This window comes from Allobosea sp. NPDC055332 (genome assembly GCF_053645455.1).
Genome location: NZ_JBSHMO010000005.1, coordinates 255975 through 274007, shown reverse-complemented (window position 1 = coordinate 274007; position 18033 = coordinate 255975). Strand labels below are relative to the sequence as shown.

General features: G+C 68.5%; 16 protein-coding genes. 14 read left to right on the top strand and 2 right to left on the bottom strand.

All coding sequences use genetic code 11. The annotated features are described in order from the left end of the window. Nucleotides 1-95: 95 nt before the first annotated feature. Together ACWIGM_RS26795 and ACWIGM_RS26790 are read left to right on the top strand one after the other, a co-directional pair. Nucleotides 96-1928, top strand: a complete 1833-nt coding sequence (locus tag ACWIGM_RS26795) for a methyl-accepting chemotaxis protein (RefSeq protein WP_454029025.1) — start codon at nt 96-98, stop codon at nt 1926-1928. A 153-nt stretch (nt 1929-2081) separates the two neighbouring features. Further along, complete coding sequence (locus ACWIGM_RS26790; protein ID WP_454029409.1) at nt 2082-4367, top strand: NADP-dependent malic enzyme; 2286 nt, start codon at nt 2082-2084, stop codon at nt 4365-4367. A 163-nt stretch (nt 4368-4530) separates the two neighbouring features. Here the strand turns inward: ACWIGM_RS26790 and ACWIGM_RS26785 are convergent, their stop codons facing one another. Further along, nucleotides 4531-5739, bottom strand: coding sequence for a penicillin-binding protein activator (locus ACWIGM_RS26785; RefSeq protein ID WP_454029024.1), 1209 nt, complete (start codon nt 5737-5739; stop codon nt 4531-4533). A gap of 172 nt (nt 5740-5911) precedes the next feature. Between ACWIGM_RS26785 and rsmI the strand changes: the two genes are divergently transcribed. From rsmI to gshB, 3 genes are all read left to right on the top strand, one after another. Beyond that, entirely contained in the window at nt 5912-6832 is a 921-nt protein-coding gene (gene rsmI, locus ACWIGM_RS26780) for a 16S rRNA (cytidine(1402)-2'-O)-methyltransferase (protein ID WP_454029023.1), read from the top strand. After that, nucleotides 6829-7209 (top strand): YraN family protein, encoded by a 381-nt coding sequence (locus ACWIGM_RS26775; protein WP_454029022.1) that lies wholly within the window; start codon nt 6829-6831, stop codon nt 7207-7209. The genes rsmI and ACWIGM_RS26775 overlap by 4 nt, the downstream gene beginning before the upstream one ends. 71 nt (nt 7210-7280) lie before the next feature. Beyond that, nucleotides 7281-8228 (top strand): glutathione synthase, encoded by a 948-nt coding sequence (gshB, locus tag ACWIGM_RS26770; protein WP_454029021.1) that lies wholly within the window; start codon nt 7281-7283, stop codon nt 8226-8228. A gap of 1 nt (nt 8229) precedes the next feature. Here gshB and ACWIGM_RS26765 read toward each other — a convergent pair whose 3' ends face one another. Then, nucleotides 8230-9018, bottom strand: a complete 789-nt coding sequence (locus ACWIGM_RS26765; protein ID WP_454029020.1) for a HesA/MoeB/ThiF family protein — start codon at nt 9016-9018, stop codon at nt 8230-8232. 126 nt (nt 9019-9144) lie between these two features. Here ACWIGM_RS26765 and ACWIGM_RS26760 point away from each other — a divergent pair, with 126 nt between their 5' ends. From ACWIGM_RS26760 to deoA, 9 genes are all read left to right on the top strand, one after another. Then, nucleotides 9145-9915 carry an SDR family oxidoreductase gene (locus ACWIGM_RS26760; protein WP_454029019.1) on the top strand — a complete coding sequence of 257 codons (771 nt, stop codon included), beginning with the start codon at nt 9145-9147 and terminating at the stop codon, nt 9913-9915. A 132-nt stretch (nt 9916-10047) separates the two neighbouring features. Continuing rightward, nucleotides 10048-11049: a BMP family lipoprotein gene (locus ACWIGM_RS26755; RefSeq protein ID WP_454029018.1), complete on the top strand. Its 1002-nt coding sequence runs from the start codon at nt 10048-10050 to the stop codon at nt 11047-11049. A 13-nt stretch (nt 11050-11062) separates the two neighbouring features. Further along, nucleotides 11063-12595 carry an ABC transporter ATP-binding protein gene (locus ACWIGM_RS26750; protein WP_454029017.1) on the top strand — a complete coding sequence of 511 codons (1533 nt, stop codon included), beginning with the start codon at nt 11063-11065 and terminating at the stop codon, nt 12593-12595. After that, complete coding sequence (locus ACWIGM_RS26745) at nt 12592-13692, top strand: ABC transporter permease (RefSeq protein ID WP_454029016.1); 1101 nt, start codon at nt 12592-12594, stop codon at nt 13690-13692. Before ACWIGM_RS26750 ends, ACWIGM_RS26745 begins: the two co-directional genes overlap by 4 nt. A gap of 3 nt (nt 13693-13695) precedes the next feature. Next, complete coding sequence (locus tag ACWIGM_RS26740; RefSeq protein WP_454029015.1) at nt 13696-14667, top strand: ABC transporter permease; 972 nt, start codon at nt 13696-13698, stop codon at nt 14665-14667. Then, entirely contained in the window at nt 14668-15078 is a 411-nt protein-coding gene (locus ACWIGM_RS26735) for a cytidine deaminase (RefSeq protein ID WP_454029014.1), read from the top strand. Nucleotides 15079-15139: 61 nt separating this feature from the next. Further along, nucleotides 15140-15952 carry a purine-nucleoside phosphorylase gene (locus ACWIGM_RS26730; RefSeq protein ID WP_454029013.1) on the top strand — a complete coding sequence of 271 codons (813 nt, stop codon included), beginning with the start codon at nt 15140-15142 and terminating at the stop codon, nt 15950-15952. 2 nt (nt 15953-15954) lie between these two features. Beyond that, complete coding sequence (deoC, locus tag ACWIGM_RS26725; protein WP_454029012.1) at nt 15955-16716, top strand: deoxyribose-phosphate aldolase; 762 nt, start codon at nt 15955-15957, stop codon at nt 16714-16716. Beyond that, the gene (deoA, locus tag ACWIGM_RS26720; RefSeq protein ID WP_454029011.1) at nt 16716-18023 is read left to right on the top strand and encodes a thymidine phosphorylase; all 1308 of its coding nucleotides are present in this window, start codon (nt 16716-16718) and stop codon (nt 18021-18023) included. The genes deoC and deoA overlap by 1 nt, the downstream gene beginning before the upstream one ends. The last annotated feature ends 10 nt before the right edge of the window (nt 18024-18033 follow it).

Here is an 18033-nt window from a genome sequence, read left to right as displayed (position 1 = left end):
CACGCTAGCAAATCGCGCCGGCAAGACCATCCGTTAGGACTGCTTTCAACAAATTTAAGCAGGGTCGATGCGCCGTCCCCGGCCAAGGGCCCGTCATGTCGCTGTTCATCAATCTGATCGAGAGCCTGTCCTTCCTGCTGTTGGCGGCCCTGATCCTGACGGCGATCGCCAGCTGGATCGATCAGCGCCCGCTGCTGCGCCAGCTCGCCGTCGGCATCCTGTTCGCCGCCGGCGCGCTGTGCAGCATGGCCAATCCCTTCGTCATCCAACCCGGGCTTGTCGTCGATTCCCGCAACACTTTCGCGATCCTGGCCGGACCGATCGGCGGACCGATCGCGGCCCTCCTGACTGCTGTCCCGTTGGTTGTGGCGCGCTACAATCTCGGCGGCGTCGGCATGCCGACCGGGATCGCCGGGATTGCCCTGCACGCTGTCGCCGGCGTGATCTACGCCGCCTGGCTCGGCCGGCAGAAGCGCTCACTGAGCTTGCGCGACCTTGCCTGGCTCAGCCTGATCAGCGCCGCCTGCCTGATCGCTTCAAACATCTTCATGCCGAACTGGGCCGCGGCCGGGCGCTTTCTCTCAGAGGCAGTGCCGATCATGATCGTGGTCAGCACGATCGGAACCATCCTGGTCGGGCTCGTCCTCAGCAACGACCGCGAGCGGCGCGAGACCGCCTATCGCCTGCGCACACTGATCCGGCGCGCGCCCGGCACGCTCTATCAGCGCGTGGTCTCCCCGGATGGTACGCTGCGTTACCAGTTCGCCTCCTTCGCCATCGGTCACCTGCTCGGTGTCAGCAAGGAGGAGGTCGAGCGCGACCCGGAAGCCTGGCTCGGCAAGATGCTGCCAGAGGATCGTCAGCGCTTCGAGAGCGCCCGCAAGGCTCAGCAGGAATCGGGCGATACCTGGCGCTTCGAGGCGCGCTATCGCGGCCCCGAGGGCGACATCGTCTGGCTACGCAGCGAGGCGACCATGCGCCGGCTGGGAGATGGCACGCTGATCTGGGACGGCATCCTGCTCGACATCACGAGCGAAAAAACGCTGGAGAACCGGCGCGACGAGAGCGAGGCGCTGCGCAAGGCAGCCCTGGGAGAACTCGCAGCCGATCTCGAGATCACCGTCGGAAAGGCATTGCATCAGGTCGGCGAATCGGCCCGTGGCATGCTCGAGGCCGCGCGCGGCATGGCCGACAACGCCGACCGCACCACGATGCGCGCCAGCGAGGCGACGCAGCAAGCCGAACTCGCCTCGCAACGCGTCGGCAGCGTCGCCCAGGCCGCCGAGGAAATCGACGCCTCGATCCGGGAACTGAACCGGCAGACCCGGCTGGCTGCCGATACCGCCCTGGAGGCGGCGAGCCATGTCCGCTCGACGCGACGCGATGTCAACGGCCTGGCCGGGGCGGCCGACAAGGTCGGCCAGGTGCTCGGTTTCATCGAAGAGATCGCGGCCCGCACCAACCTGCTCGCGCTCAACGCGACCATCGAAGCCGCGCGCGCCGGCCCCGCCGGGCGCGGCTTCGCCGTCGTCGCCGGCGAGGTCAAGAACCTCGCCGAGCAGACGCAGCAGGCGACGCGCGACATCGCGGCGACCCTGCAGGATATCCGTGTCGCCGCGGATGCGGCTGCTGACGCGGTCGGCCAGATCGAAGGCACGATGAACACGATCGAGACGACCTCGGGCGCGATCGCCCAGGTCGTCAGCGGCCAGGGCGCGATCGCGTCGGGCATCGCAATGGACGCGCAGGCGGTCGCCTCTTCGGCAGCGACGGTCACCGGCAATGTCGCAGCCGTCGGCAGCGAGGCGCGCGCGACCGGCGACACGGCCGCGCATGTGGTGAAAGCGGCTGCGCGCGTCACGGAACAGGCCGCCGAGCTCGATCGCTATGTCGGCGATTTCGTTGCGCGGGTACGCGGCCGCCTCTGACGGAACTGGCCGGGGCAACAGCCGGATCGGGTATGCCCGGCACGTCCACGACCCGAGTCGGGCGCCGGCCCGCAATCGCGCCTTGTCGAGGAAAGCGGCGCTGCCCTATGGTCGTTTCCCCCTGAGGAAACGCCTGTGAAGAAGAACAAGCGCATGAACGACCGCTCCCCGCCCAAGCGCACCCGTCCGACCTTCACCGATCAGGAGGCGCTGCTCTTCCACTCGCAAGGGCGGCCGGGCAAGCTCGAGATCGTCCCGACCAAGCCGATGGCGACCCAGCGCGACCTGTCGCTGGCCTATTCGCCTGGTGTCGCCGTGCCGGTGCTGGCGATCGCCGAGGATCCGAGCCGCGCCTATGACTACACCACGCGCTCGAACCTGGTCGCTGTGATCTCGAACGGCACAGCCATCCTCGGCCTCGGCAATCTCGGCGCGCTCGCATCCAAGCCGGTGATGGAAGGCAAGTCGGTGCTGTTCAAACGCTTCGCCGACGTCGATTCGATCGACCTCGAGGTCGACACCGAGGATGCTGACAAGTTCATCGAGGCGGTGCGCTATCTCGGCCCCTCCTTCGGCGGCATCAATCTCGAGGACATCAAGGCGCCGGAATGCTTCATCATCGAGCAGCGCCTGCGCGAGTTGATGGACATCCCGGTCTTCCATGACGACCAGCACGGCACCGCGATCATCGCCGCCGCCGGCCTGATCAACGCGCTCGACCTGACCGGCCGCGACATCCAGACGACCCGGCTCGTCGTCAACGGCGCCGGCGCCGCCGCGATCGCCTGCACCGAGCTGCTCAAGGCGATGGGCTTCAAGCCCGACAACGTCATCCTCTGCGACACCAAGGGCGTGATCTACCAGGGCCGCACCGAGGGCATGAACCAGTGGAAGTCGGCCCATGCGGCGGTGACCGACCGGCGCACGCTGGCGCAGGCGCTGGAAGGGGCGGACGCCTTCTTCGGCCTGTCGCAGAAGGGCGCGGTGACGCCGGAGATGGTCGCTTCCATGGCGCCGAACCCGATCATCTTCGCCATGGCCAATCCCGATCCGGAGATCACGCCGGAGGAAGTCCACGCCATCCGCGACGACGCGATCATGGCAACCGGGCGTTCGGACTATCCGAACCAGGTCAACAACGTGCTCGGCTTCCCCTTCATCTTCCGCGGCGCGCTCGACGTGCGTGCGACCACGATCAACATGGAGATGAAGATCGCCGCGGCCGAATCGCTGGCCATGCTGGCGCGCGAGGACGTGCCGGACGAGGTCGCCGCCGCCTATCAGGGCGCGCGCCCGCGCTACGGCAAGGACTACATCATCCCGGTACCGTTCGATCCGCGGCTGATCCATGTCGTGCCGATGGCGGTCGCCAAGGCGGCGATGGATACCGGCGTCGCCGGCAAGCCGATCGTCGATACCGGCGCCTACAAGGCGCAGCTCTCGGCGAGGCGCGATCCCGTAACCGGCACGCTCAACCGCATCTTCGAGCGCGTGCGGCGCTACCCCAAGCGCGTCGTCTTCGCCGAAGGCGAGGAGGAGCAGGTCATCCGCGCCGCGGCCTCCTTCGTCAACCAGGAGCTCGGCAAGGCGATCCTGGTCGGGCGCGAGGAGCGCATCAACGAGACCGCGGAGCATCTCGGCGTCGACCTCGCGGCCAAGGGCATCGAGGTCCAGAACGCCAGGCTCTCGCATCGCAATGCGGCCTATGCGCAGTATCTCTACGAGCGGCTGCAGCGGCACGGCTATCTCTTCCGCGACTGCCAGCGCCTGATCAACCAGGACCGCAACCATTTCGCCGCCGCAATGGTCGCGCTCGGCGATGCCGATGCGATGGTCACCGGCGTCACCCGCAACTACTCGATCGCGCTGGAGGAGGTCCGCCGCGTCATCGACGACCGGCCGGGCCACCGGCTGATCGGCGTCTCGATCGCGATCACCCGTGGGCGCACCGTGCTCGTCGCCGACACCGCGATCACCGAGATGCCGACGGCACAGGAGCTGTCGGAGATCGCGATGGAAGCGGCCGGTGTCGCCCGCCGGCTCGGCTACGAGCCCAAGGTCGCCATGCTCGCCTTCTCGACCTTCGGCCATCCCGCCGGCGAGCGCTCGGAGAAGGTGCGCGATGCCGTGACGATCCTCGACGGCCAGCGCGTCGATTTCGAGTATGACGGCGAGATGGCGGCCGATGTCGCGCTCAACCGCGACTTGATGGCGCAATATCCGTTCTGCCGCCTGACCGGGCCGGCGAACGTGCTGGTGATGCCGGCGTTCCACTCGGCCTCGATCTCGACCAAGATGCTGCAGGAGCTCGGCGGTGCGACCGTGATCGGCCCGCTGCTCGTCGGCCTCGACAAGCCGGTGCAGATCGTCCCACTCGGCGCCAAGGATTCCGACATCGTCAACATGGCTGCGCTGGCGGCGTTCAATATCGGCGGGTGAGGCCTACCTTGTCATTCCCGGGCGGGCCGAAGGCCCAAGCCGGAAATCCATGAACACCATGCCAAAGCGTAAGGGCGGCAGTGATGCCGCCCTTTTTTTGCAGGTCATGCGGATATGGGTTCCGGGCTCGCCGCTGTGCGGTGCCTCGGAAAGACGGTGGTTGTCAGTTCGTCCGCGGGCCGAGATCGCGCGGAGCCGTGTTGACAGTGACGATCTGGCCGTTGCGCAGTTCGAGCACGGCAAGGCCACGCTCGTTCAGCCCGTCCGGACGGAAGCGGAAGACGCCGTCGGCGCCGGCGAAACCAGACGGATTGGTCAGAACACTTTCGGAGAAGCGCTGGCTGCCTTGCGTACGGGCGAGCGCCGCGGCCAGCGAAACCGCGTCATAGGACAGCGTCGCGGTACGGGTCGGGGCACTGTTGAAGCGCTTCTGATAGCGGCCGGAGAAGGCGTTGAAACCGGCGGTGTCGGGCGAGGCGAACCAGCCGCCCTGGATCGCCGGGACGCGCGCGACATTGGCATCGTTCCAGACGCCGGTGCCGAGCGGCTTGACCTTGGCGGGATCATAGCCGGCCTGCTGCAGGACGAGGCCGAGCGTCGGCATCGCCGCGGCGTCGGCCGGCACGAACAGCGCATCCGCCTGCTGCAGCGCCGGCACCAGCCGGGTGGTGGCGGCGCGCATGCTGTTCTGGTCGGAACCGAAGCGCTCGATCACCACGACGCGCGCGCCCTGATTGGCGACGGCCTGCTGGAAGGCGCCCTCGACGACCTTGCCATAGGCGGTCTCGGGCACCAGCGCGGCGAAGGATTTGCGCCCTTGCGCAGAGGCGTAGGCGATGACGCGGTTGACGTCGTTCTCCGGCGGAAAGGAGAGCAGATAAATGCCGCGCGAGGCGACGTTGCTGTCGCTGGAGAAGGCCATGACCGGCTTGCCGGCACCGCGGGCGACCTGTCCGACGGCCTGCACCGAGGGTGCAAAGAGCGGGCCGATGATCAATTCGGCTCCCTCGCGCAGCGCCTCCTGTGCTGCCGCCTGCGCTCCGTCCGGCGTGCCGCGATCATCCTTGACCAGCAGCGTGAGGTCGGCGCCGGGGAACTCGGCAAGCGCCATCTCGGCGGCGTTCTTGAGCGAATTGCCGACGGTCGCACCCGAGCCCTCGGCGGTCAGCGGCAGGATCAGACCGACCTTGACCGAGCCGGTGCCGATGGTCGGGCCGCTGGGCTGGGCACCGCCGCCCTGTGACGCCGTCTGGCTGTCGAAGCCGGGCAGGCCGCCGGTGCCGCCGCTGCAGGCCGCGAGCACTGCGCCGACACCGGACAGCAGGATCAGTCGGCGGCTCGGCGGGACAAGGAGCTTCAAGTGACGCGACACGGTTTTCGTCTCCAGTCCTCGGCGAGGCGCAAGGCAAGCTCACACCAGCTGAATGTCTTGTCCTGAACCGTGAACAAGTCCTGCCAGTCAGCGAAGCTATTTTCAAGTTGTTAACTCTAGGTTGCTGGGCCAGCGGTGGCGTCTTGGCGATCGCTGTGGCAGTTTCGCCGCCATGTCCGGCCCTGTCTCCGCTCCGCCCGCCACCGCTCGCGCCCCGAGCTATGCGGCCTTCGGGCTCCGGGCCGAGGCCGAACCGCTCGCGCCGGGCCTGCACATCGTCGCGACGCCGATCGGCAACCTCAAGGACATCTCGTTCCGGGCGCTGTCGACGCTCGCCGCCGCCGATGCCGTGCTGGCAGAGGACACCCGGACGTCGAAGACGCTGCTGGCACATTACGGCATCGCGACGCCGCTGCTGCCCTATCACGAGCACAATGCGGCGCAGATGCGCCCGAGGATCCTGGACAGGCTGCGCCAGGGCGGCAAGCTCGCGCTGATCTCGGATGCCGGCACGCCCTTGGTCTCCGACCCCGGCTACAAGCTTGTCGCCGAGGTCGTGGCGGAAGGTTTGCCGGTCACCGGCATTCCCGGCCCCTCCGCCGTGCTGGCGGCGCTGGTGCTGGCGGGGCTGCCGACCGACCGTTTCTTCTTCGAGGGCTTCCTGCCGCCGAAGAGCGCCGCACGAAAGGCGCGCCTCACCGAGCTTTCCGCCATTCCCGGCACGCTCGTCCTCTTCGAATCGCCGCGGCGGCTGGCCGAGATGCTGAGCGACGCCGCCGCCGTGCTGGGCGCCCGCTCGGGCGCTGTCGCACGCGAACTGACCAAATATTACGAGAACGTCCGCCGCGGCCCCTTGCCGGAGCTCGCCGCCCACTATGCCGAGGCCGAGGAGGCGCGCGGCGAGATCGTCGTGGTGATCGGCCCGCCCGACGCGTCCGCTGCGGTGGCGCAAGGCGACACGCTCGACGAGGCGCTGCGCATCGCGCTCGCAAAAGTCTCGCTGAAGGAGGCGGTGGCGCAGGTCACGGCCGCGAGCGGCCAGCCCCGGCGCGTCGTCTATGCCCGCGCCCTCGAACTGACGCGGGCACCATGAGCGAGGCGCTGCGCAGCCGGCGCGCGCGCCGCTCCGGCCTATCCGGCCGCCGCGGCGAATGGCTCGCCGTCGCCTTCCTCACCATCAAGGGCTATCGCCTGCTGCAGCGCCGCTTCGGCGGCAAGGGCGGCGAGATCGACCTGATCATGGCGCGCGGCGACGACATCGTCTTCGTCGAGGTCAAGGCGCGCGCCGCGCTCGGCGATGCGGCGAGCGCGATCACGCCTGACAAGCGCCGGCTGATCGAAGCCCGCATCCGGCAATGGCTGGCGCGCAATCCCTGGGCGATGCAGCGCAATCTTCGGGCCGACGCGGTCTTTCTTGCGCCCTGGCGCCTGCCCCGCCATGTTCCCCGCGTGTTCGAGCTCGTGCTCTGACGCAGGGCGGAGGCCCTTGCGCTGCCGCTGTGGCGCAGCCGATATAACGGCCGCAACCGGAGCTTTTGCCCATGCCGCTGAACGTCGCCATCCAGATGGACCCGATCGAGAAGGTCCGCATCGCCGGCGACACCGGCTTCGCCCTGATGCTGGAAGCGCAGGCGCGCGGCCACAGGCTCTTCACCTATACGCCGGAGAAGCTGACCCTGCGCGACGGCAAGGTCACCGCCGTGATCAGCCCGGTCGAAGTGCGGGACGTGGAAGGCGACCACTATACGCTCGGCCAGCCCGAGCGGACCGACCTCTCGACGCTGGATGTGGTGCTGCTGCGCCAGGATCCGCCCTTCGACATGGCCTATGTCTCCTCGACGCATATGCTCGAGCGCATCCATCCGAAGACGCTGGTGGTCAACGATCCCACCGAGGTCCGCAACGCGCCCGAAAAACTCTTCGTCACGCATTTCCCCGAGCTGATGCCGCCGACGCTGATCACGCGCGATCGCGCCGAGATCGAGGCCTTCCGCGAGGAGTTCGGCGAGATCGTGATGAAGCCGCTCTACGGCCATGGCGGCGCGACCGTGTTCAAGACCGGCAAGGGCGACCCGAATTTCGGCTCGCTCTACGACCTGTTCTCCAACCTCTTCCGCGAGCCCTGGGTGGTCCAGGCCTTCCTCAAGGAGGTCACTGAGGGCGACAAGCGCATCATCCTGATCGACGGCAAGGCGGCAGGCGCGGTCAACCGGGTGCCGGCAGTCGGCGACCTGCGCGCGAATATGGTGCGCGGCGGCGCGGCCAGGCCGACCGACCTGTCGAAGCGCGAGCTCGAGATCTGCGAGCGCATCGGCCCGGCGCTCAGGGAGCGCGGCCTCCTGCTCGTCGGCATCGACGTGATCGGCGGGCGACTGACCGAGATCAACGTCACCGCCCCGACCGGCGTGCGCGCCATCAAGAAGCTCGGCGGGCCGGATCTGGCAGCCCAGCTCTTCGATGTGATCGAGGCCAAGCGGGCGGCGAAATAGCTCAGGCGGCGACGCCGGCTGCGGTCCCGTTCAGCGGATTGTCCGGATCCCAGCCGTATTTCATCGTCTCGAAGCGCATCGCCATCGCGTCGACGAGCAGGAGCTTGCCGACCAGCGGCTCGCCGAAGCCGGTGATCGCGCGGATCACCTCCAGCGCCATCATCGAGCCCATCACACCGGCGAGCGCGCCGAGCACGCCCGCCTCGGCGCAGGGTGCGACCGTGCCCGGCGGCGGCTCCTGCGGGAACAGGCAGCGATAGGTCGGATTGGGCTGTCCCTCGGCGCTGGTCTCATGCGCGCGGATCGTGGTCAGCGAACCATCGAAACGGCCGAGCGCCGCCGTCACCAGCGGCTTCTTCTCGTGAAAACAGGCGTCGGAGACGGCGTAGCGCGTGGCGAAATTGTCGGAGCCATCGGCGACGACGTCGTAGAACGCGACCAGCGCCCGCGCATTGTGCGGGTCGATCCGCGTGACGTATTCCTCGATCTCGACCCGCGGGTTGAGCCGCGTGACGAAGTTCGCAGCCGCGACCACCTTGCGCGCCCCGATATCCTCCGCCCCGAAGATGATCTGCCGCTGCAGGTTCGAGAGCGAGACGTGGTCGTCGTCGACGATGCCGATCGTACCGACGCCGGCGGCCGCGAGATAGGGGATCAGCGGAGCGCCAAGGCCGCCCGCGCCGATCACCAGCACGCGGGCCCGCTTGAGCTTCGCCTGGCCGGGGCCGCCGATCTCCGGCAGCACCAGATGGCGGGCATAGCGCTCGATCTCGGCATCGTTCAGCGTCATGACCGGCAAGCTAGGCCGATCCGGCTCCGCCAGCAATCGGGCGCCATGCCGTGACAGGAAGCGGGTGTCCGCAGCGGCCGCCCGCTGCGATCAGCCGGGCCGCATTCCCTGAACAAGGAGCAGGACATGACGGCACTGAAGGACAAGGTCGCGATCATCACCGGCGCGAGCTCCGGCATCGGCCGGGCGGCGGCAAAGCTCTTCGCAGCCGAGGGCGCCAGGCTGGTCGTCACCGCGCGGCGGCAGAGCGAGCTCGACACGCTCGTCGGCGAGATCAGAGCGGAGGGCGGCGAAGCGATCGCCGTCGCCGGCGACATCCGCGAGGAGGCACTGGCGCAGCGCCTGGTCGAAACCGCGACCGGGAGCTTCGGCGGGCTCGACATCGGCTTCAACAATGCCGGCATCGTCGGCGAGCTCGGCCCGATCGGCCAGATGACCAGCGCAAGCTGGCGCGGGCTGATCGAGACCAACCTGACCAGCGCCTTCCTCGGCGCGCGCTATCAGGCGCCGGCGCTGGAGGCGCGCGGCGGCGGCTCGCTGATCTTCACCGCGAGCTTCGTCGGCTACACTGCCGGCCTCGCCGGCATGTCGGCCTATGCTGCCAGCAAGGCCGGGCAGATCGGCCTCGTAAAGGCGCTCGCGGCCGAGCTCGGCGGCAAGCGCATCCGCGTCAACGCGCTGCTGCCGGGCGGCACCGACACGCCGGCGAGCATCACCAACGATCCGGCCTCGGGCCCCGAGGTCACCGCCTTCGTCGAGGGCATCCATGCGCTGAAGCGGATGGCGCAGCCGGAGGAGATCGCCCGCGCCGCGCTGTTCCTCGCCTCGGATGCGTCGAGCTTCGTTACCGGCACGGCCTTCCTCGCCGATGGCGGCGTCTCGATCCAGCGCGGCTGAGGCGACTGTTCATATATGACATATATCGCCGAGCGGGCCTCGAAGCCCGCTTGGCCCCGTCCGCAAGCCGTGCCATCGTGATCGCAGGCAGGGATGGCGCAACCATTCCGCGTGTGACAGGGGAACGGCTCAATGCGTTTGAAATCTCTCGCGCTCGCTCTGGCGGGCGTCGCCCTCTCGGCCATGACGGCCATGGCCCAGACCGCGATCAAGCCGGCGATCGTCTATGACAAGGGCGGCAAGTTCGACAAATCCTTCAATGAGGGCGTCTTCGCCGGCGCCGAGAAGTTCAAAGCCGAGACCGGTGTCGAGTTCCGCGATTTCGAGCCGACCAACGATGCTCAGATCGAGCAGGCGCTGCGCCGCTTCGCCCGTGACGGCCATTCCCCCATCATCGCCGTCGGCTTCTCGCAGGCGACCGCGCTGCAGAAGGTCGCGGCCGAGTTCCCCAATCTCAAGTTCACCATCATCGACATGGTGGTCGAGCTGCCGAACGTGCAGTCGGTGGTGTTCAAGGAGCATGAGGCCTCCTATCTCGTCGGCCTCATCGCCAGCCTCGCCTCGAAGACCGGCAAGGTCGGCTTCGTCGGCGGCATGGACATCCCGCTGATCCGCAAATTCGCCTGCGGCTATGTCCAGGGCGTCAAGGCCGGCAAGAAGGACGCCGAGATCTTCCAGAACATGACCGGCTCGACGCCGGCCGCCTGGAACGACCCGGTCAAGGGCGGCGAGCTCGCCAAGTCGCAGATCGACCGCGGCGCCGACGTGATCTACCACGCCGCCGGCGGCACCGGCATCGGCGTGCTGCGCGCCGCAGCCGACGCCGGCAAGCTCGGCATCGGCGTCGATTCCAACCAGAACATGCTGCATCCCGGCAAGGTGCTGACCTCGATGCTGAAGCGCGTCGACGTCGCCGCCTACAGCTCGTTCAAGGCCGCCCGCGACGGCAACTGGGCAGCCGGCGTCTCCGCGCTCGGGCTCAAGGAGGACGGCGTCGGCTGGGCGCTTGACGACAACAACAAGGCGCTGATCACGCCCGAGATGAAGGCGGCCGCCGACAAGGCCCGCGCCGACATCATCGCCGGCACCGTCAAGGTCCACGACTACATGTCGGATTCCAAGTGCACGATGTGAGCGCGGCCCGCCGGTGACGAGCCCGCACCCCGCCATCGAGCTCAGCGGCATCAGCAAGGCCTTCGGCCCGGTCAAGGCCAACAAGGACGTCTCGCTCACCGTCGCCGCCAGCTCGATCCACGGTATCGTCGGCGAGAACGGTGCCGGCAAATCGACGCTGATGTCGATCCTCTACGGTTTCTACGAGGCCGATTCGGGTGAAATCCGGATCGATGGAGAACCGCGCCGGATCCGTTCCTCCTCGGACGCGATCGCCGCGGGGATCGGCATGGTCCACCAGCATTTCATGCTGGTGGAGCCGCTCTCGGTGGTCGAGAACATCGTGCTCGGCGCCGAGGGCGGGGCGCTGCTCAAAGGCGGCGTCGGCAAGGCGCGAGCCGAGTTGGCGCGCCTGTCCCAGGAGTACGGCCTCGCCATCGATCCCGACGCGATCGTCGGTACGCTCTCGGTCGGCCTGCAGCAGCGCGTCGAGATCCTGAAGGCGCTCTATCGCGGCGCCGAAGTCCTGATCCTCGACGAACCGACGGCGGTGCTGACCCCGGCAGAAGCCGACCAGCTCTTCGAATTGCTGCGGGCGCTGAAGGCGCAGGGCAAGACGGTGATCCTGATCACCCACAAGCTGCGCGAGATCATGGCGGTGACTGACCGGGTCTCGGTGATGCGGCGCGGCGAGATGGTTGCCCATGTCGAGACGAACAGGACCTCGCCGGCCGAGCTCGCCGAGGCGATGGTCGGCCGCCGCGTGCTGCTGCGGGTCGAGAAAAGCCCGCGCCAGCGCGGCGCGCCGGTGCTGGAGGCGGCCGGCCTGACCGTCATCGACGAGCGTGGCTGCGAGACGCTGCGCGATGCCAGCCTGACATTGCACGAGGGCGAGATCGTCGGCATCGCCGGCGTCGCCGGCAACGGCCAGAGCGAATTGCTCGACGTGCTCGCGGGCCTGACCCAACCGGCGCGCGGCGTGATCCGGCTCGGTAGCAAGATCCTCAATGCTACCGACCGCAACCCGGCCAATCTGCGCCGGCTCGGCCTGATGCACATCCCGGAGGACCGTTTGCGGACCGGCCTCGTCACTGCCTTCGCCGCGGCCGAGAACGCGATCCTCGGCTATCATGACGATCCGGCTTTCGGGCGAGGCCCCTTCCTGTCGCCGACCCTCGTCGAGCAGCATGCCCGCGCCGGCATGCAGGATTACGATGTCCGCCCGGTCGATCCTACCCTGAAGACGGCGAAGTTCTCCGGCGGCAACCAGCAGAAGATCGTGCTCGCCCGCGAGATCGAGCGGGCGCCGAAGGTGCTGCTGGTCGGCCAGCCGACGCGCGGCGTCGATATCGGCGCGATCGAATTCATTCATCGCCGCCTGATCGCCCTACGCGATCAGGGTGTCGCGATCCTGCTCGTCTCGGTCGAGCTCGAGGAGGTGATGGCGCTCTCCGACCGCATTCTCGCGCTCTGCGGCGGCCAGATCACCGGGGAGCGCGAGGCGGTGGCGACCGACGAGCGCGATCTCGGCCTGCTGATGGCCGGCGTCAGCGAGCGCGCGGCATGAGCGCGGCCCCGATCGAACTTCCCCGCTGGGCCGATACCGCGCTGGTGCCGCTGGTCTCAGTCGCCGCGGCCCTCGTCGTCGCCGGGCTCGTCGTGCTCTCGATCGGCGAAAGCCCGCTGGAGGCGACGGCGCTCTTGCTGAAGGGCTCGCTCGGCAGCCTCGAAGGGCTCGGCTTCACGCTCTACTACACCACCAATTTCATCTTCACCGGCCTTGCCGTCGCGGTCGCCTTCCATGCCGGCCTGTTCAATATCGGCGGCGAGGGCCAGGCGACCATCGCCGGCATCTTCGCCGCGATCGCCTGCCTCTGGCTCGCGCCTTTGCCGGGCATATTGCTGGTACCGCTCGCCATTCTCGCTGCGGCTGCTGGCGGGGCGCTCTGGGCCTTCATCCCAGGCTATCTCCAGGCAACGCGCGGCAGCCATGTCGTGATCACCACGATCATGTTCAATTTCATCGCCGCGACGCTGATCGTCTATCTCCTCGTCGAGGTGATGGGGAAAGCCGGCTCGATGCAGCCGGAGACCCCGGACTTCCCGAAGCAGGCCGTGCTGACGCCGATCCACGAACTGCTCGGCGCCTTCGGGCTGAAACTGCCGTCGACGCCGCTCAACACCTCGTTCCTGCTGGCGCTGGCCTCGCTCGTCGCGGTCTGGGCGCTGATCTACCGCTCGCGGCTCGGCTATGCGATCCGCACCGTCGGCGCCAACCCGCGCGCCGCCGCCTATGCCGGCATCCCGCCGGCGCGGATCATCATGGTGGTGATGGCGATCTCCGGCGCGCTCGCCGGCGGGCTCGCGGTCAACGAAGCCATGGGCGTGCAGCACAGGCTCGTGCTCGATTTCACCGCCGGGTACGGCTTCGTCGGCATCGCCGTAGCGCTGATGGGACGGGGGCATCCGGTCGGCGTCGGCCTCGCCGCTCTGCTCTTCGGCGTGCTCTATCAGGGCGGGGCAGAGCTCTCCTTCGACAAGCCGACCATCACCCGCGACATGGTCGTGGTCATCGGCGGCATCGTTATCCTCTTCGCCGGCGCGCTCGACGGTTTGTTCCGGCGGCTCGTCGCCAGCGTGCTCACTCTCGGGCGCGGGGGCTAGGCGATGGAGATCGTCCAGACCCTCGCCGTCATCCTGGATTCGACGATCCGCCTGTCGATCCCGCTGCTCTGCGCGGCGCTGGCCGGGCTCTGGTCGGAGCGCTCGGGGGTCGTCGACATCGGCCTCGAGGGCAAGATGCTGATCGCCGCCTTCGCCTCGGCCGTGATCGCCTATCACAGCGGCTCGGCCTGGGCAGGCCTTGGCGCCGGCATCATCGCTGCGATCGCCCTGTCGCTGGTGCACGGCTTCGCCGCGATCACCTGGCGTGGCAACCAGATCGTCTCAGGCGTCGCGATCAACATGCTGGCGATCGGGCTCACCGCCATCCTCGGCAATGCCTGGTACGGCCAGGGCGGGCGGACGCCGAACCTCGAAGGGGCGGCGCGGTTCCCCGAGCTCGACCTGCCGCTGGTCGGGACGCTGAAGGAGATCCCGGTCCTCGGCCCGATCTACGACATCGCCATCTCCGGCCATGCCGCACCGGTGTACCTTGCCGTGCTCGCCCTCGTGCTGACGGCGCTGACGCTGAAGCACACCCGTTTCGGCCTGCGCCTGCGCGCCGTCGGCGAGAATCCGGCCGCGGTTGACACCGCCGGCGTCTCCGTCGCTGGGCTGCGCTATGCCGCGGTGATCATCTGTGGCGCGCTCTGCGGGCTTGGCGGCACCTATCTCGCCGTCTCGCAATCGGCCGGCTTCCTGCCGCAGATGACCGCTGGCAAGGGCTTCATCGCGCTCGCCGCGGTGATCTTCGCCAATTGGCGGCCCTGGCCGGCGCTGTTCGCCTGCCTGCTCTTCGGACTGCTAGACGCCGTCGCGATTCGGCTGCAAGGCGTCGTCCTGCCCGGCATCGGCCAGGTCCCGGTGCAGGCGATCCAGGCCCTGCCCTATGTCATGACCGTGGTGCTGCTCGCCGGCTTCATCGGCAAGGCGACGCCGCCCAAGGCCTCGGGCCTGCCCTATGTGAAAGAACGCTGAGTGTCCGCCGAACCCGATCTCGACGCCCTCTTCACCGCTGCCCGGACAGCGCAACAGCGAGCCTATGCGCCCTATTCGCGCTTCAGGGTCGGCGCCGTCATCCTCGCCGATGACGGCTCTGTCTATCCCGGCTGCAATGTCGAGAACGCCGCCTATCCCGTCGGAGCCTGCGCCGAGGCCGGCGCGATCTCGGCGATGATCGCCGGCGGGGGGCACGCCATCCGGGCGATCGTCGTCATCGGCGACGGCGCCGAGCTGGTGACGCCCTGCGGCGCCTGCCGCCAGCGCATCCGCGAATTCGCCGCGCCGGAGACGCCGATCCTGATCGCCGGGCCGGAGGGCATCCGCGCCCGCTTTTCGCTGGCCGAGCTGTTGCCAGCCTCGTTCGGACCGGCCAATTTGCCGAAGTGATTTGCGGGCTCCCACATGGCAGCCCGACGAGCGCGGGCAACGCGCCGATGGAGCAGACAACATGGCAGCGGATGCGCTTTTCGACCAAGCGGCATCGGTACTGATCGATCGTGGCATCGATGGCGGCATCGACTGCGCCATCGTGCTCGGCACCGGGCTCGGCCGGATCATCGACGACATGGTCGAGCCGATCTCGGTGCCATTCGAGGAGATTCCCGGTTTCCCGAAAGGCTCGGTCTCGGGCCATGCCAAGCGGCTCAGCTACGGCGTGCTGCACGGCAAGCGCGTACTGGTCTTCGAGGGACGCGCGCATTTCTACGAGACCGGCGATCCCGCAATCATGCGCGTGCCGCTCGGCATGCTCACCGCCTTCGGCTCGCCGCCGCTGGTGCTGACCAATGCTGCCGGCTCGCTGCGGCCGGATCTGCGGCCCGGCAGCCTGGCGCTGATCACCGACCATATCAACTATAACGGCCCCAACCCGCTTGTCGGCGATACCGGCGACGGCCGCTTCGTGCCGATGATCGACGCCTATGATCCGCATCTGCGCGCCCGCCTGAAGAAGGCAGCGGCGACCAGCGGCGCCAATATGGGCGAAGGCGTCTATATGTGGTTCTCGGGACCGAGCTTCGAGACGCCCGCCGAGATCAAGATGGCGAAGCTGCTGGGTGCCGATCTCGTGGGGATGTCGACCGTGCCGGAGGTCATCCTGGCGCGCCGCTACGGCCTGCGTGTCGCCGGTATCTCGATCGTCACCAATATGGGAGCGGGCATTTTGGGCGGCGCGCCCAGCCATGGCGAGACGCGCGACGTCGCGGCAACCGCGACCACGGCACTGCGGCGCGTGCTGCGCGGCTTCCTGAGCGAGCTCTGACCATGTCCGAGGCCGATCTCGCCCTACGTGCACTACGTCTGCTCGATCTGACGGATTTGTCCGACCAGGCGAGCGAGACCGGCGCGCTGCAACTCTGCGCCCGCGCCGTCGCGGCGCCTGGCCCGGTCGCGGCGATCTGCATCTGGCCGCAATTCGTCAAGCTCGCGCGCCAGACGCTGAAAACCTCGCCGGTCAGGATCGCGACGGTCATCAATTTCCCCACCGGCAACAGCAATTGCAGCCTGATCGGCAGCGACATCGCCGAGGCGATCGCGGATGGGGCCGACGAGATCGACCTGGTACTGCCCTGGCGCGCCTTCCTCGCCGGCGATGCCGAGATCGCGCGCGAAATGGTCGCCGAAGCACGCGGCAGCTGCGGCGACACGACGCTCAAGGTCATCCTCGAAACCGGCGAATACCCGGACCAGGCCTCGGTACGCGCGGCATCCGAACTCGCCATCGCGGCAGGGGCCGACTTCATCAAGACCTCGACCGGCAAGACGAAGAACTCGGCCACGCCGGCCGCCGCCCGCACCATGCTGGAGGCGATCAAGGCCTCGCGCAAGCCGGTCGGCCTCAAACCCTCCGGTGGCCTGCGCACGCTCGCCGACGCAAAGACTTACCTCGATCTCGCCGACGAGATCATTGGCCCGGGTTGGGCGACGGCGAAGACCTTCCGCTTTGGCGCCAGCGGCCTCTACGGCGTGCTCGCGGACATCATCGCCGGCACCGCCCCGGCCGAACGGACCGACGGAGCCTATTGATGCGCCTGCCGCAGGAGATCATCGCCGCCAAGCGCGACGGCGAGCGCCTGAGCGCCCAGGACATCCGCCAGATGATCGCGGGCCTGACCGACGGCGCGGTCAGCGAGGGCCAGGCTGCCGCCTTCGCCATGGCGATCTTCTTCCGCGACATGGATGCCGAGGAGCGCGTCGCGCTGACGCTGGCCATGCGCGATTCCGGCACGGTGCTGGACTGGCGCGACCTGCCGGGCCCTGCGCTCGACAAGCATTCGACCGGTGGCGTCGGCGACACCGTCTCGCTGCCGCTCGCCGCAGCAGTCGCGGCCTGCGGCGGCTATGTCCCGATGATCTCCGGCCGCGGCCTCGGCCATACCGGCGGCACGCTCGACAAGCTCGACGCGGTGCCGGGCTATATCACCCAGCCGGGGATCGACCTCTTCCGCCATGTCGTGCGCGAGGTCGGCTGCGCGATCATCGGCCAGACCGCCGACCTCGCCCCGGCCGACAAGCGGCTCTATGCGATCCGCGATGTCACCGGCACGGTCGAATCGATCCCGCTGATCACCGCCTCGATCCTGTCGAAGAAGCTCGCCGCCGGCCTCTCTGGCCTCGCCATGGACGTGAAGTTCGGCTCCGGCGCATTCATGCGCGATTTCGACAGAGCCGAGGCGCTGGCGCAGAGCCTGAGCGATGTCGGCAACGGCGCCGGCCTGCCGACACGAGCCCTGCTCACCGATATGAGCGAGCCGCTCGCCTCCGCCGCCGGCAATGCGCTCGAAGTCGCCTATGCGCTCGACCACCTCACCGGCCGTCGGCGCGAACCGCGCTTCCACGAGGTCACGGTGGCGCTCTCCGCCGAGATGCTGCTGCTCGGCCGGCTGGCGGCAACGCGCGAGGAGGCAGTCGCGAAGATCGAGGACGCCTTCGCCAGTGGTGCGGCGGCGGAGCGCTTCATCCATATGATCGCGGCGCTCGGCGGCCCGGCCGACCTGCTGGAGCATCCCGAACGGCACTTCCCCCGAGCGCCGATCGTGCGGCCGGTGTTTTCGGACCGTCCGGGTCTGGTCGAAGCGATCGATACGCGCGGCGTCGGCCTCGCCGTGGTCGCGCTCGGCGGCGGGCGCACCCGGCCGCAGGACGAGATCGACCATGCCGTGGGAATCACCGAACTCGCCGGGCTCGGCGATCGCGTCGGCCCCGACCGGCCACTCGGCATCATCCATGCGCGCAGCGAGGCCGGCTTCGACGCCGCCCGCATCCGCCTGAAGAGCGCCTATCGCCGCGGCGAAACCGCTGTTACGCGTGGGCCACTGCTCATCCCAGCCTAGGAAAGCTTCC

Bases quoted from the DNA above. Each gene is read 5' to 3' on its own strand.
- ACWIGM_RS26795 (WP_454029025.1), top strand. From the start codon at position 96: ATGTCGCTGTTCATCAATCTGATCGAGAGCCTGTCCTTCCTGCTGTTG.
- deoC (WP_454029012.1), top strand. From the start codon at position 15,955: ATGTCCGAGGCCGATCTCGCCCTACGTGCACTACGTCTGCTCGATCTG.
- gshB (WP_454029021.1), top strand. From the start codon at position 7,281: ATGCCGCTGAACGTCGCCATCCAGATGGACCCGATCGAGAAGGTCCGC.
- ACWIGM_RS26745 (WP_454029016.1), top strand. From the start codon at position 12,592: ATGAGCGCGGCCCCGATCGAACTTCCCCGCTGGGCCGATACCGCGCTG.
- ACWIGM_RS26790 (WP_454029409.1), top strand. From the start codon at position 2,082: ATGAACGACCGCTCCCCGCCCAAGCGCACCCGTCCGACCTTCACCGAT.
- ACWIGM_RS26765 (WP_454029020.1), bottom strand. From the start codon at position 9,018: ATGACGCTGAACGATGCCGAGATCGAGCGCTATGCCCGCCATCTGGTG.
- ACWIGM_RS26755 (WP_454029018.1), top strand. From the start codon at position 10,048: ATGCGTTTGAAATCTCTCGCGCTCGCTCTGGCGGGCGTCGCCCTCTCG.
- ACWIGM_RS26740 (WP_454029015.1), top strand. From the start codon at position 13,696: ATGGAGATCGTCCAGACCCTCGCCGTCATCCTGGATTCGACGATCCGC.
- rsmI (WP_454029023.1), top strand. From the start codon at position 5,912: ATGTCCGGCCCTGTCTCCGCTCCGCCCGCCACCGCTCGCGCCCCGAGC.
- ACWIGM_RS26730 (WP_454029013.1), top strand. From the start codon at position 15,140: ATGGCAGCGGATGCGCTTTTCGACCAAGCGGCATCGGTACTGATCGAT.
- deoA (WP_454029011.1), top strand. From the start codon at position 16,716: ATGCGCCTGCCGCAGGAGATCATCGCCGCCAAGCGCGACGGCGAGCGC.
- ACWIGM_RS26760 (WP_454029019.1), top strand. From the start codon at position 9,145: ATGACGGCACTGAAGGACAAGGTCGCGATCATCACCGGCGCGAGCTCC.
- ACWIGM_RS26775 (WP_454029022.1), top strand. From the start codon at position 6,829: ATGAGCGAGGCGCTGCGCAGCCGGCGCGCGCGCCGCTCCGGCCTATCC.